Origin of the sequence: Mycolicibacterium hodleri (assembly GCF_025822245.1) — a bacterium.
GTDB lineage: Bacteria > Actinomycetota > Actinomycetes > Mycobacteriales > Mycobacteriaceae > Mycobacterium > Mycobacterium hodleri.
Map to the genome: position 1 here is coordinate 96,037 of NZ_JACKTL010000020.1, position 15,979 is coordinate 112,015.

Genomic DNA, 15,979 nt, shown 5'->3' on the forward strand with positions numbered 1-15,979 from the left:
ACCGGGCCGGACGACGGCCACGTTAGGGTAGCCCGCGTGATCTCCAAACTCCTGGTCGCCAATCGCGGTGAGATAGCCATTCGGGCGTTCCGTGCCGCCTATGAGATGAACATCGCGACGGTTGCGGTGTACGCCTACGAGGACCGCAACTCGGCGCACCGTTTGAAGGCCGACGAGTCGTATCAGATCGGTGAGCCGGGGCACCCGGTGCGCTCGTACTTGTCGATCGACGAGATCATCCGCGTTGCCCGGCACTCGGGTGCCGACGCGGTGTACCCGGGGTACGGGTTCCTCTCGGAGAATCCGGAACTCGCCGCCGCGTGCGCGGAGGCGGGCATCACCTTCGTGGGCCCGGGTGCCCATGTGTTGGAGCTGACGGGAAACAAGGCCAGGGCGATCGCCGCGGCGCGGGAGGCCGGTCTGCCGGTGCTGGCGTCGTCGGCGCCGTCGGACTCGGTGGACGAGCTGGTTGCCGCCTCGGCGGACATGGACTTCCCGCTGTTCGTCAAGGCGGTGTCGGGCGGCGGTGGCCGCGGCATGCGGCGGGTCACCGATCCCGAGTCGTTGGCCGAGGCGATCGAGGCCGCCAGCCGGGAGGCGGAGTCGGCGTTCGGCGACGGCAACGTCTACCTCGAGCAGGCGGTGCTCAACCCGCGTCACATCGAAGTGCAGATCCTCGCCGACGGCAAGGGCAACGTCATCCACCTCTTCGAGCGGGACTGCAGCGTTCAGCGCCGCCACCAGAAGGTCATCGAGCTCGCGCCGGCGCCCAACCTGTCCGACGAGCTGCGGGCCAGGATGTGCGGCGATGCGGTCGCCTTTGCCCGGCAGATCGGCTACTCGTGCGCCGGGACCGTCGAATTCCTACTCGACGAGCGCGGCAACCACGTCTTCATCGAGATGAACCCTCGCATCCAGGTCGAACACACCGTCACCGAGGAGATCACCGACGTCGACCTGGTCGCGAGTCAGTTGCGCATCGCCGCGGGGGAGACGCTCGCCGACCTGCAGCTGAGCCAGGACTCGATCCACATTCGCGGCGCGGCCATGCAGTGCCGCATCACCACCGAGGACCCGGCCAAGGGCTTCCGCCCGGACACCGGCCGCATCACCGGGTACCGGTCCCCGGGCGGGGCGGGCATCCGGCTGGACGGCGGCACGACGCTGGGTGCGGAGATCGGCGCACACTTCGACTCGATGCTGGTGAAGCTGACGTGTCGGGGCCGGGACTTCTCCACCGCGGTGGCCCGGGCGCGGCGGGCGCTGGCCGAGTTCCGCATCCGGGGGGTGTCGACCAACATTCCGTTCCTGCTGTCGGTGGTCGACGATCCGGACTTCCGGGCCGGGCGGGTGACGACGTCGTTCATCGACGAACGACCCCAACTGCTGACCGGGCACGCCTCGGCCGACCGTGGCACGAAGATCATCAACTACCTCGCCGAGGTGACGGTCAACTCGCCCTTCGGCGACCGTGACCGGGTGTATCCGCAGGACAAGCTCCCCGACGTGGACCTTGATTCCGTCCCGCCGCCTGGCAGCAGGCAGCGGCTGATTCAGTTGGGGCCCGACGGTTTCGCGGCGTGGTTGCGGGATTCTCCCGCGGTGGGGGTCACCGACACCACCTTCCGCGATGCGCATCAGTCGTTGCTCGCCACCCGGGTGCGCACCTCAGGTCTGCTGGCGGTGGCACCGTACATCGCGCGGATGACCCCCGAGCTGCTGTCCATCGAGTGTTGGGGCGGGGCGACCTACGACGTGGCGCTGCGGTTCCTCAAGGAGGACCCGTGGGAGCGGCTCGCGGCCTTGCGCGAGGTGGTGCCCAACATTTGTCTGCAGATGCTGCTGCGGGGTCGCAACACCGTCGGGTACACCCCGTATCCCGAGACGGTCACCGATGCGTTCGTCGAGGAGGCCACGGCCACGGGCGTCGACGTCTTCCGCATCTTCGACGCGCTGAACAACGTCGACTCGATGCGCCCGGCGATCGACGCGGTCCGCGCGACGGGTACCGCGGTGGCCGAGGTGGCGATGAGTTACACCGGTGACCTGTCCGACCCCGCCGAGACGCTCTACACCCTGGACTACTACCTGGGGCTGGCCGAGCAGATCGTCGAAGCGGGCGCGCACGTATTGGCGATCAAGGACATGGCGGGCCTGCTGCGGGCACCTGCGGCGGCGACGCTGGTGTCGGCGTTGCGCAGCCGGTTCGATCTGCCGGTGCACGTGCACACCCATGACACCCCTGGTGGGCAGTTGGCGACCTACACCGCGGCGTGGCAGGCGGGCGCCAGCGCGGTCGACGGGGCGGCGGCGCCGTTGGCGGGCACCACCAGTCAGCCGGCGCTGTCCTCGATCGTGGCCGCGGCGATGCACACCCCGTACGACACCGGGCTCTCGCTGCGCAACGTATGCGACTTGGAGCCGTACTGGGAGGCGCTGCGAAAGGTGTACGCGCCCTTCGAGAGTGGGCTGCCCGCGCCAACCGGTCGGGTGTACAGCCACGAGATTCCCGGCGGGCAGCTGTCGAATCTGCGCCAGCAGGCCATCGCACTCGGGCTGGGCAACCGGTTCGAGGACGTCGAGAACGCCTACGCCGGTGCCGACCGGGTGCTGGGTCATCTGGTGAAGGTCACGCCGTCGTCGAAGGTGGTCGGCGACCTGGCGCTGGCGTTGGTCGGCGCAGGCGCGACGGCCGACGAATTCGCCGCCGACCCAGCGCGATTCGACATCCCGGAGTCGGTCATCGGGTTCCTGCGTGGCGAGCTGGGGGATCCGCCGGGGGGGTGGCCGGAACCGTTGCGCACCAAGGCGTTGGCCGGCCGGTCGCCGGCCAAGCCGACCGCGGAGCTCAGCGCGCAGGACGAGGCCCTGCTGGCCGAGCCGGGCGCGGTTCGGCAGCGGACGCTGAACCGGCTGCTGTTCCCCGGGCCCACCAAGGAATTCGAGGCGCACCGCGAGGCCTACGGGGACACCTCGCGGTTGAGCGCCAACCAGTTCTTCTACGGTCTGCGCTACGGCGACGAGCACCGCATCCAGATCGACCGCGGCGTGGACCTGATCATCGGGCTGGAGGCCATCTCCGAGCCCGACGAGCGCGGGATGCGCACGGTGATGTGCATTCTGAACGGGCAGCTGCGTCCGGTCGTGGTGCGCGACGAGAGCATCGCCGACACGGTGCCGGCCGCGGAGAAGGCGGACCGGACCAACGCCGACCACGTCGCGGCGCCGTTCGCCGGGGTGGTGACCGTCAACGTCGAGGCCGGCGCGAGTGTCGAGGCGGGGGAGACCATCGCGACCATCGAGGCGATGAAGATGGAGGCGGCGATCACCGCGCCCAAGGCGGGCACCGTCGAGCGGGTGGCGGTCTCGGCGACGGCACAGGTCGAAGGTGGAGACCTCCTGGCGGTGATCCACTGACCCGGATCATCGGGGGTCGGTTCGGGGGTCGTCGCATCGCGGTGCCGCAGGGGCGTTCCGGGACGGGTACCCGCCCGACCACCGACCGGGTCCGCGAGTCGTTGTTCAACGTCCTGGCGGCTCGGCTGGACTTCGCAGGCAGCTCGGTGCTGGACCTCTACGCGGGCTCGGGAGCGCTTGGGCTGGAGGCGCTTTCGCGAGGCGCCGACACCGCACTCTTCGTCGAGGCCGACCGCCGCGCGGCGGCCGTCATCTCCGAGAACGTGGCGGCGCTCGGCGTGACTGGCGCACGGGTGCGGTGCGGCACGGTTGCCTCGGTGCTGGCCACGCGCAACGAGCGACCGGCAGACCTGGTGTTCGCCGATCCGCCGTACGAGGTGTCGTCGGCCGACGTGGCGGCGGTGCTCGCGGCGCTGGTCGACGGGGGCTGGGTGGCGCCTGGCGCCGTCGCGGTCGTCGAGCGTCCGGCGTCGGCGCCCCCGCTGGCGTGGCCCACCGGGTGGACCGCGGGCCGGGACCGCCGCTACGGAGACACCCGCCTGGAGTTCGGGGAGATCGCGTAGCGTCGTCGGACATGAGTGGCGCCGTATGCCCGGGCTCGTTCGATCCCGTCACCCTCGGTCACGTCGACGTGTTCGAACGGGCGGCAGCTCAGTTCGACGAGGTCGTCGTCGCCGTGCTGGTCAACCCCAACAAGTCGGGCATGTTCACCCCCGACGAGCGCATGGAGCTGATCCGCGAGTCGACCGCGCACCTGCCGAACGTGCGGGTGGAGAGCGGCACCGGGCTCGTCGTCGACTTCGTGACCTCCCGTGGAATCTCGGCGATCGTCAAGGGGCTGCGATCGGGCACCGACTTCGAATACGAGCTGCAGATGGCGCAGATGAACAAGCACGTCGCGGGCGTCGACACGTTCTTCGTGGCCACCAACCCGCGGTATTCCTTTGTGTCGTCGTCGCTCGCCAAGGAGATCGCCCTGCTCGGCGGCGACGTCTCGGAGCTGCTGCCGGAGGCGGTGAACGCGCGGCTGCGCGCCAAGCTCGCCTCGCGCTGACCCCCGTCGCCGCGTCTCCCGGCACTTTCGTCGGGGGAGCGGTGTGGTGGGCGAATGCGCGACTCACCGGCGTGGCGTACCGAGTCACACGAGTAACACCAGGCACACTGGTAACGACCAACTAGGCCGGGAGGGTGTTGCCGTGTACCGAGTATTCGAGGCGCTAGACGAGCTCGGAGCCATCGTCGAGGAAGCCCGCGGTGTGCCGATGACGGCCGGCTGCATGGTTCCCCGAGGCGACGTGCTCGAACTGCTGGACGACATCAAGGACGCCATCCCCGGCGAACTCGACGACGCCCAAGACGTGCTCGACGCCCGCGACGGCATGTTGCGCGAGGCCAAGGATCATGCCGACTCCATGGTGGCCAATGCCACCGCGGAGGCCGACTCGCTGCTCAACCACTCCCGCGGTGAGGCCGACCGCATCCTCGCCGACGCCAAGGCGCAGGCCGACCGCATGGTCGGCGAAGCTCGCCAGCACAGCGAGCGGATGGTCGGCGAGGCCCGCGAAGAGGCGAACCGGATCATGTCGACCGCCAAGCGCGAGTACGAGGCCAGCACCGGACGCGCCAAGGCCGAAGCCGACCGCCTCATCGAGAACGGCAACCTCTCCTACGAGAAGGCCGTCCAGGAGGGCATCAAGGAACAGCAGCGTTTGGTCTCGCAGACCGAGATCGTGCAGACCGCGACCTCGGAGGCCACCCGCCTGATCGACACCGCTCACGCCGAGGCCGATCGCCTGCGCGGCGAGTGCGACATCTACGTGGACAGCAAGCTGGCCGAATTCGAGGACTACCTCAACGGCACGCTGCGTTCGGTCGGACGGGGACGCCACCAGTTGCGGACCGCCGCCGGCACGCACGACTACGCCCAACGGTAGACACGCCCCGCCCGCGATCGGATTCGGGACGGGTGGGGCCGTCGCCGTAGGATCGACGAATGGCCGGATCGAAGCGTGGTGCCCGTGAGCGCACGAGGGGCGGCCATCAATCGCCCTTCGTGCTCGACATTTCGCGGCTAGGCATGCGGCCCGGTTCGATGATCACCTACTCCGAGACGGTGCCCGCCCCGTCGCGAATCGGCATCGAACTGATCGCCATCCCCGAGGGCGCTCCAGTCACCCTCGACCTGCGCCTGGAATCGGTGTCCGAGGGCGTGCTGGTCAGCGGTCCGGTGTCGGCGCCGACGAGCGGCGAGTGCGCCCGCTGCCTGACCCCGGTGTCGGGCGACGTCGAGATCTACCTCACCGAGTTGTTCGCCTACCCCGACAGCGCCACCGAAGCCACCACCGACGACGACGACGAGGTGGGACGCGTCGTCGACGACACGGTCGACGTCGAGCAGCCCATCATCGACGCCGTCGGGATGCAGCTGCCGTTCTCCCCGGTGTGCCGCGAGGACTGCCCCGGCCTGTGCCCGGAGTGCGGAGTTCCGTTGGCCGAGTTCGAGAACGACGCCGAGCCGCACGGCCACGACGTCATCGACCCGAGATGGGCCAAGCTCGCGGCGCTGAAGACCGTCGAGGAGGATCCGGCAGCTGGGGATCGCGAGTGACGGTCGACCGGACACCTCTGCTCGAAGCGCTCGGCGTCGACCTTCCCGACGATCTGCTGACCCTCGCGCTGACCCACCGCAGCTACGCCTACGAGGCGGGCGGCCTGCCCACCAACGAGCGGCTCGAATTCCTCGGCGACGCCGTACTCGGGTTGGTGATCACCGCCGAGATCTTCACCAAGTACCCGGACCGCAGCGAGGGCGAACTGGCCAAGCTGAAGTCCGCCGTGGTCAACACCCAGGCACTGGCCGGGATCGCCAGGACGCTGACCCCCGACGGCCTCGGCGCCTACCTGTTGCTGGGTCGCGGCGAGATCGGCAGCGGCGGCGCGCACAAGGCCAACCTGCTCGCCGACGCCGTGGAGTCGCTGCTGGGGGCGACCTACGTCCACCACGGCCACGAGGTGGCCGGCGACGTCGTCATCCGGCTGTTCTCCGACGTGCTGGAGGCCGCGGCAAACCTGGGTGCGGGCCTGGACTGGAAGACCAGCCTGCAGGAACTGGCGGCGGTCCGCAGGCTGGGCGTCCCGGCCTACGTCGTCTCGTCGACCGGCCCGGAACACGACAAACGCTTCACCGCCCGGGCCGTCGTCGGCACCGACGATCTGGGCCACGGCGAGGGCCGCACCAAGAAGGAGGCCGAGCAGCAGGCGGCCGCCGCGGCCTACAAGGCGATCCAGGCGCTGGGCACCGAAGCGCGGAATGCCTGAGCTACCCGAGGTCGAGGTCGTCCGCCGCGGTCTCGCCGCCCACGTCGTCGGGCGCACGATCACCGCGGTACGGGTGAACCACCTTCGCGCCGTGCGCCGGCACGTGGAGGGCCCTGCCGATCTGACCGCGCGGCTGCTCGACAACGTCGTCACCGGGACGGGCCGGCGCGGCAAGTACCTGTGGCTGACGTTGTCCAGCGGCGAGGCCCTGGTGGTGCATCTCGGCATGAGTGGGCAGATGCTGTTGGGGCCGGTGGCGAAGACCGAACACCTCCGGGTCGCCACCCTGCTCGACGACGGAACGGCGATGAGCTTCGTCGACCAGCGCACGTTCGGCGGCTGGATGCTGACCGAGCTCGTCACCGTCGACGGTACCGAGGTGCCCCTGCCCGTCGCGCATGTCGCGCGCGACCCGCTGGACCCCCTGTTCGATCGGGCGGCGGTGGTGAAGGTGTTGCGCGGCAAGCACTCCGAGATCAAGCGACAACTGTTGGACCAGACGGTGGTCTCCGGCATCGGCAACATCTACGCCGACGAGTCGCTGTGGCGGACGAAGGTCAACGGTGCGCGGATCGCGGAGACGCTGACCAAGCCGACGCTGGCCGCCCTGCTCGGACATGCCACCGACGTGATGACCGACGCGCTCGGCCAGGGCGGTACGTCGTTCGACTCGCTCTACGTCAACGTCAACGGCGAGTCGGGCTACTTCGACCGGTCGCTGGACGCCTACGGCCGGGAGGGTCAGCCGTGCCGACGCTGCGGCACCGCCATCACGCGCGAGAAGTTCATGAACAGGTCGTCGTACTACTGCCCGAAATGCCAGCCCCGCCCGCGTCGGTCCTCCTGACCGCAGGGGCTCGATTCCGTGCGAGACCGATTGTCGATTGGCGGTTCCCGTCGATGCCACCACCCATTACTGTGAGTTACCTGTGCGCGAGGGTCGCGAACGGGCGACTGGTGGAGGCCCCGATGAAGAACAGTCCGATCGAGATCTGCTCGGGGCCCGACCTGGAGTTGTGCGAGTCCGCGATCGACCCCGAGTGGATCATCGAGGGTGACCCGGTGGGCCGCAGTGGCTGGTGGTCCAGTAGCTCGGACGGCATCGTCGACAACTACGTCTGGGAGTGCACTGCCGGGCGGTTTCGCTGGCACTTCTGTTCCGACGAGACCGTTCACATCATCGAGGGCGAGGTGGAGGTCTCGGGAGAGGGCATATCACCGACGTGGCTTCGCGCTGGGGATGCCGCGTTGTTCCGGGCCGGGACGTGGGCCACCTGGTACGTGCCAAAGTACGTGCGAAAACACGCCATCCTCCGCAGGGAACTGCCGGGACCGATTCGCCGTCAACTGGCCTACGGTCGCCGGGCCAAGCGGTACCTCGGCCGCGTCATCGGCCATTCGGCCCCCCGTGACGACGTGCAGCCGTCGCGTCGTCTCTAGGACCACCCGGCGTCGACGCCGCATCGGGGATGAACCGTCGATCACGCCCTGTTTCAATGGTGCGTCGACATGGTGGGCACCCGTGTGCCTCGACGGAAAGAGGACTGATGACCGATCTGTGGGTAGAGCGCACCGGAGTGCGTCGCTATACGGGCCGCAGCAGCCGAGGGGCGGAGGTGCTGGTCGGCTCCGAGGACGTCGAGGGCGTGTTCACTCCCGGTGAGCTGCTCAAGATCGCCCTCGCTGCGTGCAGCGGCATGAGCAGCGACCATCCCCTTCGGATGCGCCTCGGCGACGACTACGCCGCCACCGTGCACGTGTCGGGCCCGGCCGACCGCGAGCAGGAGCTCTACCCGCTGCTCGAGGAGAAGCTCGACGTCGACCTGTCGGCGCTGTCGGAGGACGAGATCCGCAAGCTCGTCGTGATCGTCGAACGGTCGATCGACAAGGTGTGCACAGTCGGCCGCACGCTCAAGGCCGGCACCGAGGTGACCTTCGAGGTCGTCCAGAAGTGACCCAGCCGTCGGACCAGGAGGTTCGCCTCAGCGCGTGGGTGCACGGCCGCGTGCAGGGCGTCGGGTTCCGATGGTGGACGCGGTCACGGGCGTTGGAACTCGGGCTGACGGGGTTCGCGGCAAACAAGGACGACGGCCGCGTGCACGTCGTCGCGCGGGGACCCCGCGCCTCGTGCGAGCGGCTGCTCGAACTGCTCCGTGGTGGCGCCACCCCGGGCAGCGTCGACCTGGTCGTGGACGACTGGTCCGGGCCCGGCGATCCGATCGAGGGCTTCACCGAGCGGTAGCAACCTCGCAGGTAAGCTCGCACGTCATGCATCTGAAGAGTCTGACGCTGAAGGGCTTCAAGTCCTTCGCCTCGCCGACGACTCTGCGCTTCGAACCGGGCATCACCTGTGTCGTCGGACCCAACGGATCGGGCAAGTCGAACGTCGTCGACGCCCTCACCTGGGTGATGGGCGAGCAGGGTGCGAAGACCCTGCGCGGCGGCAAGATGGAGGACGTCATCTTCGCGGGGACGTCCTCGCGCGCGCCGCTGGGCCGCGCCGAGGTGACCCTCACCATCGACAACTCCGACAACGCCCTGCCGATCGAGTACTCCGAGGTGTCGATCACCCGGCGGATGTTCCGCGACGGCGCAGGCGAATACGAGATCAACGGCAGCAGCTGCCGGCTGATGGACGTCCAGGAACTGCTGAGCGACTCCGGCATCGGCCGGGAAATGCACGTCATCGTCGGCCAGGGCAAGCTCTCCGAGATCCTCGAGTCGCGGCCCGAGGACCGGCGCGCGTTCATCGAGGAAGCCGCCGGGGTGCTCAAGCACCGCAAGCGCAAGGAGAAGGCGGTCCGCAAGCTCGACTCGATGTCGGCGAACCTGAACCGCCTCAGCGACCTGACCAGCGAGCTGCGCCGTCAGCTCAAACCCCTCGGGCGCCAGGCCGAGATGGCGCGGCGGGCGCAGACCATCCAGGCCGACCTGCGCGACGCGCGGCTGCGGCTGGCCGCCGACGACCTCGTCGCCCGGCGCACCGAGTTCGACGACACCAACCAGGCCGAGACGACGCTGCGGCGCGAGCACGACGAGATCACCACCCGGCTGGAGACGGCGACCTTCGAGCTGAGTGCGCACGAGGCGGCGGTGTCCGATCTGAGCGGCCGGGCCGAGGCGGCGCAGCAGACGTGGTTCCGGCTGTCGGCACTCGCCGAACGCGTCAGCGCGACCGTGCGGATCGCCAGCGAACGCACGCAACTCCTCGACGCCGACGTCGAGGCGTCCCAGGGCCCCGATCCCGACGAACTCGACGCCGAGGCCGAGATGGTCGCCGAGCACGAGGAGGAGCTGCTCGCCGAGCTCGAGGAGTGCCGGGCCCGCCAGGAAGCGGCGCGCGCCGAGCTCGGCGAACGCGAACGACTGGCCGCCGAGGCCGAACGCGCGCACCTCGCCGCCGCCCGAGCGGAGGCCGACCGCCGCGAGGGTCTGGCCCGGCTGTCGGGTCAGGTCGACACCATGCGGACCCGGGTGGAGTCGATCGACGAGGGCGTGGCCCGACTCACTGTCAGCCTCGAAGAGTCCGCGATGCGGGTCGAGCAGTCCAGGACCGCCTTCGAGACGGTGCAAAGCCGCGTCGGCGAACTCGACGAGGGCGAGGTCGGCCTCGACGACCAGCACGATCGCACCGTGGCCGCCCTTCGCGTGGCCGACGAGCGGGTCTCGGAACTGCAGGCCGGCGAGCGTGCCGCCGAACGCCAGGTGGCGTCGCTGCGGGCGCGCATCGACGCCCTGTCCGTCGGCCTCGACCGGCGCGACGGCGCCGCGTGGCTGCAGAAGAACCACGACGGGTCGGGGCTGCTCGGTTCGGTGGCCACGATGCTGCGGGTGCGCCCGGGCTACGAGGCGGCGGTCGCGGCCGTCCTCGGTTCGGCCGCCGACGCGGTGGCGGCCGACAGCTTCGGCGCGGCCAGGTCTGCCGTGGCGGCGCTCAAGGCCGCCGACGGTGGTCGTGCCGCGATCGTTCTTGGCGATTGGCCCGAAGGCGCTGCGCCGCAAGGAAAGTCGGAGCTGGACCTGCCCTCCGACACGGTCTGGGCGGTCGACCTGGTCGAGCCCTCGGCGCGGTTGCGCGGCGCCACCGCGGCCATGCTCGCCGACGTCGTCGTGGTGCCCGACCTGACCGCGGCGCTCGACCTCGTCGCAGCCCGTCCTGGCTTGCGCGCGGTGACCACCGACGGGGATCTCGTCGGCGCGGGCTGGCTCACCGGGGGGTCCGACCGCAAGCCGAGCACGCTGGAGATCACCGGCGAGATCGAGAAGGCACGTGCGGAGTTGGAGGCCGCAGAGCGGCAGGTCTCCGAGCTGTCGGCCGCGCTGTCCGGTGCGCTCGCCGAGCAGGCGGCCCGCCGAGATGCCGCCGAGGACGCGCTCGCGGCGCTCAACGAATCCGACGCCGCGATCTCGGCCATCTACGAGCAGCTCGGCAGGCTCGGCCAGGAGGCCAGGGCCGCCGAGGACGAGTGGCGGCGACTCAACGACCAGCGCAACGAGCTCGAGGCCGGCCGGATGAAGACCGTCGAGGAGATGGCCGCCCTCGAAGAGCGGCTGCACAACGCCCAGGAGGTGCCCACCTTCGACTCCGAGCCCGTCGACCGCCAGGAGTCGGTGGCCGCCGCGGAGGCCGCGAGGGCCGCCGAGTTCGAGGCTCGACTGGCGGTGCGCACCGCCGAGGAGCGAGCGAACGCCGTTCGCGGACGGGCGGATTCGCTCCGCCGCGCGGCGACGGCCGAACGCGAGGCCCGGCTGCGGGCGCAGCGGGCTCGCGTCGCCAGGGAACACGCCGCCGCGGTGGCGGCCGCGGTCGCGGAGTCGGGCCGTCTGGTCGCCGCGCGGTTGGCCACCGCGGTCGCCGTCGCCGGTCGCACCAGGGACGGCCTGGCCGCCGAGCGTGGCCACCGCGTCGAGGCGCTCGACCGGGTGCGCCACGAGGTGAACGAACTCAGCGCCAGGATCACCGCGCTGACCGACTCGCTGCACCGCGACGAGGTCGCCAAGGCCCAGGCGGCCCTGCGCATCGAACAACTCGAGCAGCAGGCGCTGGAACAGTTCGGCATGGCGACCGACGACCTCGTCGAGGAATACGGCCCGCACGTCCCGTTGCCGCCCACCGAGTTGGAGATGGCCGAATACGAGCAGGCCAAGGAACGTGGCGAACAGGTCACCGCACCCGCGCCGATGCCCTTCGACCGCCCGACCCAGGAGCGGCGGGCCAAGAAGGCCGAGCGCGAGCTCACCGAACTGGGCCGGGTGAACCCCCTCGCCCTGGAGGAGTTCGCGGCGCTGGAGGAGCGCTACAACTTCCTCTCCACCCAGTTGGAGGACGTGAAGGGCGCCCGCAAGGACCTCCTCGACGTGATCACCGACGTCGACGACCGCATCCTGCAGGTCTTCACCGAGGCGTACGCCGACGTGGAGCGCGAGTTCACCCAGGTGTTCGCGACGCTGTTCCCCGGCGGTGAGGGGCGTTTGGTGCTGACCAACCCGTCGGACATGCTGACCACCGGCATCGAGGTCGAGGCCCGCCCGCCCGGGAAGAAGATCAAGCGGCTGTCACTGCTGTCCGGCGGCGAGAAGTCGCTGACGGCGGTCGCGATGCTGGTGGCGATCTTTCGGGCGCGCCCGTCGCCCTTCTACGTGATGGACGAGGTCGAGGCCGCGCTGGACGACGTCAACCTGCGGCGCCTGATCAGTCTCTTCGAACAGCTTCGGGAGGTTTCGCAGCTCATCGTGATCACCCACCAGAAGCCGACCATGGAGATCGCCGACGCGCTGTACGGCGTCACCATGCAACAGGACGGCATCACCACCGTCATCTCGCAGCGGATGCGCGGCCAGGAACTGGTCACCACGACCCCGTGAGTCGACCACCTGACTCCGGCCGGGGATCCCACCCTGAGAGAATGACCCGGTGACACAAGGTCAGCTGTTAGGTCTCTACATCGCCCTCGCGGTCATCGCCGTCCTCGTCGTGGTGGCGCTCGTCGTCGGGCTGGTGCGATACCGGCGGCGTCGGATCAGCCTGTCGTCGACCGATACGACGGCCCTCGAGAAACCCGTCGACAAGTCCGGCGGGTACACGGCGTCGTCGACGATCTCCTTCACCGAGGCCCCTGGCACCGTCACGCCACCCCCGACGAGACCCAAGGACCTGCTGGACGTCGAGGGCCTTCCCGCCGTCGGCGACGACGCGACGATCCCGCGGGACGCGCCGAAGCGGTCGATCTCCGAGGTGCAGCTGCCGGAGCCACCGGCGCCGGAGGCGCCTCCCGAGGCCCCCACGGCCCCCGAAGCACCCGAAGCCGAGGTCGTCGAGGCGGCCCCCGAGGCGCCCCCGGCCGTGCCGGAGATCGACCCGATCGCGCCCACCGACGGCCGGCTGGAACGCCTCCGCGGGCGGCTCTCCAAGTCGCAGAACGCCCTCGGACGCAGCATGCTCGGCTTGCTCGGCGGCGGCGACCTCGACGAGGACTCCTGGGAGGAGATCGAGGACACCCTCTTGGTCGCCGACCTCGGTCCGGTGGTCACCGAGTCCGTGGTCACCGCCCTGCGGGCCAAGATGGCCGCGGCCAGCGTCCGGTCCGAGGCCGACGCCCGAGCCGTGCTGCGGGAGGTCCTGATCAGCGAGCTGCGACCCGATTTGGACCGCGCGATCCGGGCGCTGCCGCACGCCGACAAGCCCTCGGTGCTGCTGGTCGTCGGCGTCAACGGGACGGGCAAGACGACGACGGTCGGCAAACTGGCCCGCGTCCTGGTCGCCGACGGGCGCCGCGTCGTCCTGGGCGCGGCCGACACCTTCCGCGCCGCGGCGGCCGATCAGTTGCAGAGCTGGGCGTCCCGGGTCGGCGCGGAGGTGGTGCGCGGTCCCGAGGGCGCCGATCCCGCGTCGGTGGCGTTCGACGCCGTCGACCAGGGCATCGCCACCGGTGCCGACGTGGTCGTGATCGACACGGCGGGCCGGCTGCACACCAAGACCGGTCTGATGGACGAGCTCGGCAAGGTCAAGCGGGTGGTCTCCAAGCGTGCCGTCGTCGACGAGGTGCTGCTCGTGCTCGACGCCACGATTGGCCAGAACAGCCTGCCCCAGGCCCGGGTGTTCGCCGAGGTCGTCGAGATCACCGGCGTCGTCCTGACCAAGCTCGACGGTACGGCCAAGGGTGGCATTGTCTTTCGCGTGCAACAGGAACTCGGCGTCCCGGTGAAGCTGGTCGGGCTCGGGGAAGGCCCCGACGATCTGGCACCGTTCGAACCCGCAGCCTTCGTGGATGCGCTCCTCGGCTGAACCTTCCCACCCCCGTCGCAGACCGCTGACGAGCTGGTTAACCCGGACGAAACGCAATCGCCCGATCCGTTCACGTCGGCGAAACACGGGCGGCTCATTGGCGAAACAACGAGTGCGCATTGTCTTGGCCTAGGTCAACGGTGCCTGCCGGTGGCATGGGCGAAGGAGGAAACTGCGAGTGGATGGCTTCCCGATAATGGGTGTCCCCGACACGGGGGACACCGCATGGATGCTGGCGAGCTCCGCCTTGGTGTTGCTGATGACACCGGGTCTGGCGTTCTTCTACGGCGGCATGGTGCGCGCCAAGGGCGTCTTGAACATGCTGATGATGAGCATCAGCGCCATGGGCGTCGTGACGGTGCTGTGGGTGTTGTACGGCTACTCGATGGCCTTCGGCAACGACAGCGCGCACTTCGTCGGCAACCCGGCGCAGTTCTTCGGGTTGAAGGGCTTGATCGCCGGCAACGCGGCGGCAGCCGTGCCCGCAGACCCCTCCACGGGAACTGCAGCGGTCGACGCGACGAACATCCCTCTGCTGGGCACGATCCCGATGCTCGTGTTCGTGATGTTCCAGCTGATGTTCGCCATCATCACCGTCGCCCTCATCTCGGGCGCCGTTGCCGATCGGTTGAAGTTCGGTTCCTGGCTCCTCTTCGCGGGTCTGTGGGTGACGGTCGTGTACTTCCCCGTTGCACACTGGGTATTCGACTTCGACGCGAAGGATGCCGCTGGCAACATCGTCCATCACGGCGGTTGGATCGCCAACCAGCTGAAGGCAATCGACTTCGCCGGTGGTACTGCGGTCCACATCAACTCGGGTGCTGCCGGCCTGGCTCTGTGCCTCGTCCTCGGTCGCCGCAAGGGGTGGCCCGGTAGCCCGATGCGGCCGCACAACCTGCCCTTCGTGATGCTCGGCGCAGGTCTGCTGTGGTTCGGTTGGTACGGCTTCAACGCCGGTTCCGCACTGAGCTCGGGCGGGATTGCCGCGACGACGTTCGTCACCACCACGGTGGCCACCGCAGCCGCGATGCTGTCGTGGCTGCTGGTCGAGAAGATTCGTGACGGGCATGCGACGTCTCTGGGCGCCGCGTCCGGCGTCGTCGCCGGCTTGGTGGCGATCACGCCGTCCTGTTCGTCGGTGAACGTCCTCGGGGCGCTCGCAATTGGCGTCATCGGTGGAGCCGTCTGTGCGTTGGCCGTCGGGCTCAAGTTCAAGCTCGGATTCGACGACGCGCTCGACGTGGTCGGTGTGCACCTCGTCGGTGGTTTGACCGGTACGCTGCTGATCGGTCTGTTCGCCACCTCGGAAGCGCCTGCTGCGGTCAAGGGACTGTTCTACGGCGGCGGTGTGGACCAACTGTGGCGGCAGGCCGTCGGTGCGTTCGCGGTTCTCGCCTACTCGTTCATCGTGACGACTATCTTGGCGATGATCCTGAAATTCACGATTGGTCTGCGCCTCGGTGAAGAAGACGAGGTCAACGGTATCGACGAAGCCGAGCACGCGGAAACCGGCTACGACTACGCGTCGGTAGGCGGCGGATCGGTAATCGGCAAGCACCCCGGCCTGGAGGTATAGGAAAGTTATGAAGCTGATCACTGCGATCGTCAAGCCGTTCACTCTGGAGGACGTCAAGACCGGTCTCGAGCAGGCGGGCATCCTCGGGATGACCGTCAGCGAGGTGCAGGGCTATGGCAGGCAGAAGGGTCACACCGAGGTGTACCGAGGCGCGGAGTACTCCGTGGACTTCGTGCCGAAGGTGCGGGTCGAGGTCCTGGTGGACGAAGCCGCCGTCGACAAGGTGGTGGACGTCATCGTGCAGGCCGCCCGCACCGGCAAGATCGGCGACGGCAAGGTGTGGGTCAGCCCCGTCGACACGGTGGTGCGAGTGCGCACCGGCGAGCGTGGGGCCGACGCCATTTGACGCCAGAACGGTGATCTAGGCGTCGTCTCCCGGACAC

14 protein-coding genes are annotated in these 15,979 nt (G+C 69.3%); all 14 read left to right on the plus strand.

Annotated elements, in window-relative coordinates:
* Positions 1-36: 36 nt before the first annotated feature.
* The 14 genes from H7J06_RS06910 (at position 37) to H7J06_RS06975 (ending at position 15,942) form a co-directional block, all read left to right on the plus strand.
* The gene (locus H7J06_RS06910; RefSeq protein WP_264037947.1) at positions 37-3,417 is read left to right on the plus strand and encodes a pyruvate carboxylase; all 3,381 of its coding nucleotides are present in this window, start codon (positions 37-39) and stop codon (positions 3,415-3,417) included.
* Entirely contained in the window at positions 3,414-3,980 is a 567-nt protein-coding gene (gene rsmD, locus H7J06_RS06915) for a 16S rRNA (guanine(966)-N(2))-methyltransferase RsmD (protein ID WP_264038083.1), read from the plus strand. Before H7J06_RS06910 ends, rsmD begins: the two co-directional genes overlap by 4 nt.
* Before the next feature lie 11 nt (positions 3,981-3,991).
* Positions 3,992-4,471 carry a pantetheine-phosphate adenylyltransferase gene (gene coaD, locus H7J06_RS06920; RefSeq protein WP_264037948.1) on the plus strand — a complete coding sequence of 160 codons (480 nt, stop codon included), beginning with the start codon at positions 3,992-3,994 and terminating at the stop codon, positions 4,469-4,471.
* 142 nt (positions 4,472-4,613) lie between these two features.
* Positions 4,614-5,351: a cell division protein SepIVA gene (gene sepIVA, locus H7J06_RS06925; RefSeq protein ID WP_264037949.1), complete on the plus strand. Its 738-nt coding sequence runs from the start codon at positions 4,614-4,616 to the stop codon at positions 5,349-5,351.
* Between the two features lie 59 nt (positions 5,352-5,410).
* On the plus strand, positions 5,411-6,025 hold the full coding sequence (locus tag H7J06_RS06930) for a YceD family protein (protein ID WP_264037950.1): 615 nt from the start codon (positions 5,411-5,413) through the stop codon (positions 6,023-6,025).
* Positions 6,022-6,735, plus strand: coding sequence for a ribonuclease III (rnc, locus tag H7J06_RS06935; protein ID WP_264037951.1), 714 nt, complete (start codon positions 6,022-6,024; stop codon positions 6,733-6,735). The genes H7J06_RS06930 and rnc overlap by 4 nt, the downstream gene beginning before the upstream one ends.
* The gene (mutM, locus tag H7J06_RS06940) at positions 6,728-7,582 is read left to right on the plus strand and encodes a bifunctional DNA-formamidopyrimidine glycosylase/DNA-(apurinic or apyrimidinic site) lyase (protein WP_264037952.1); all 855 of its coding nucleotides are present in this window, start codon (positions 6,728-6,730) and stop codon (positions 7,580-7,582) included. Before rnc ends, mutM begins: the two co-directional genes overlap by 8 nt.
* A 122-nt stretch (positions 7,583-7,704) precedes the next feature.
* Positions 7,705-8,175, plus strand: a complete 471-nt coding sequence (locus H7J06_RS06945; protein WP_264037954.1) for a cupin domain-containing protein — start codon at positions 7,705-7,707, stop codon at positions 8,173-8,175.
* Positions 8,176-8,282: 107 nt separating this feature from the next.
* Positions 8,283-8,690, plus strand: coding sequence for an OsmC family protein (locus H7J06_RS06950; protein ID WP_264037955.1), 408 nt, complete (start codon positions 8,283-8,285; stop codon positions 8,688-8,690).
* On the plus strand, positions 8,687-8,977 hold the full coding sequence (locus H7J06_RS06955) for an acylphosphatase (RefSeq protein ID WP_264037956.1): 291 nt from the start codon (positions 8,687-8,689) through the stop codon (positions 8,975-8,977). Before H7J06_RS06950 ends, H7J06_RS06955 begins: the two co-directional genes overlap by 4 nt.
* A gap of 26 nt (positions 8,978-9,003) precedes the next feature.
* A complete protein-coding gene (smc, locus tag H7J06_RS06960) occupies positions 9,004-12,600 on the plus strand; it encodes a chromosome segregation protein SMC (protein WP_264037957.1) in 3,597 nt (1,198 codons plus the stop codon).
* Between the two features lie 49 nt (positions 12,601-12,649).
* Positions 12,650-14,020, plus strand: a complete 1,371-nt coding sequence (gene ftsY / locus H7J06_RS06965) for a signal recognition particle-docking protein FtsY (protein WP_308205717.1) — start codon at positions 12,650-12,652, stop codon at positions 14,018-14,020.
* Between the two features lie 178 nt (positions 14,021-14,198).
* Positions 14,199-15,596: an ammonium transporter gene (locus H7J06_RS06970; protein ID WP_264037958.1), complete on the plus strand. Its 1,398-nt coding sequence runs from the start codon at positions 14,199-14,201 to the stop codon at positions 15,594-15,596.
* A gap of 7 nt (positions 15,597-15,603) precedes the next feature.
* On the plus strand, positions 15,604-15,942 hold the full coding sequence (locus H7J06_RS06975) for a P-II family nitrogen regulator (protein ID WP_149478580.1): 339 nt from the start codon (positions 15,604-15,606) through the stop codon (positions 15,940-15,942).
* Positions 15,943-15,979 lie beyond the last annotated feature (37 nt).

Excerpts from the sequence above, each read along its gene's own strand:
- smc (WP_264037957.1), top strand. The coding sequence starts at position 9,004 with ATGCATCTGAAGAGTCTGACGCTGAAGGGCTTCAAGTCCTTCGCCTCG.
- H7J06_RS06945 (WP_264037954.1), top strand. The coding sequence starts at position 7,705 with ATGAAGAACAGTCCGATCGAGATCTGCTCGGGGCCCGACCTGGAGTTG.
- H7J06_RS06950 (WP_264037955.1), top strand. The coding sequence starts at position 8,283 with ATGACCGATCTGTGGGTAGAGCGCACCGGAGTGCGTCGCTATACGGGC.
- mutM (WP_264037952.1), top strand. The coding sequence starts at position 6,728 with ATGCCTGAGCTACCCGAGGTCGAGGTCGTCCGCCGCGGTCTCGCCGCC.
- coaD (WP_264037948.1), top strand. The coding sequence starts at position 3,992 with ATGAGTGGCGCCGTATGCCCGGGCTCGTTCGATCCCGTCACCCTCGGT.
- H7J06_RS06930 (WP_264037950.1), top strand. The coding sequence starts at position 5,411 with ATGGCCGGATCGAAGCGTGGTGCCCGTGAGCGCACGAGGGGCGGCCAT.
- H7J06_RS06975 (WP_149478580.1), top strand. The coding sequence starts at position 15,604 with ATGAAGCTGATCACTGCGATCGTCAAGCCGTTCACTCTGGAGGACGTC.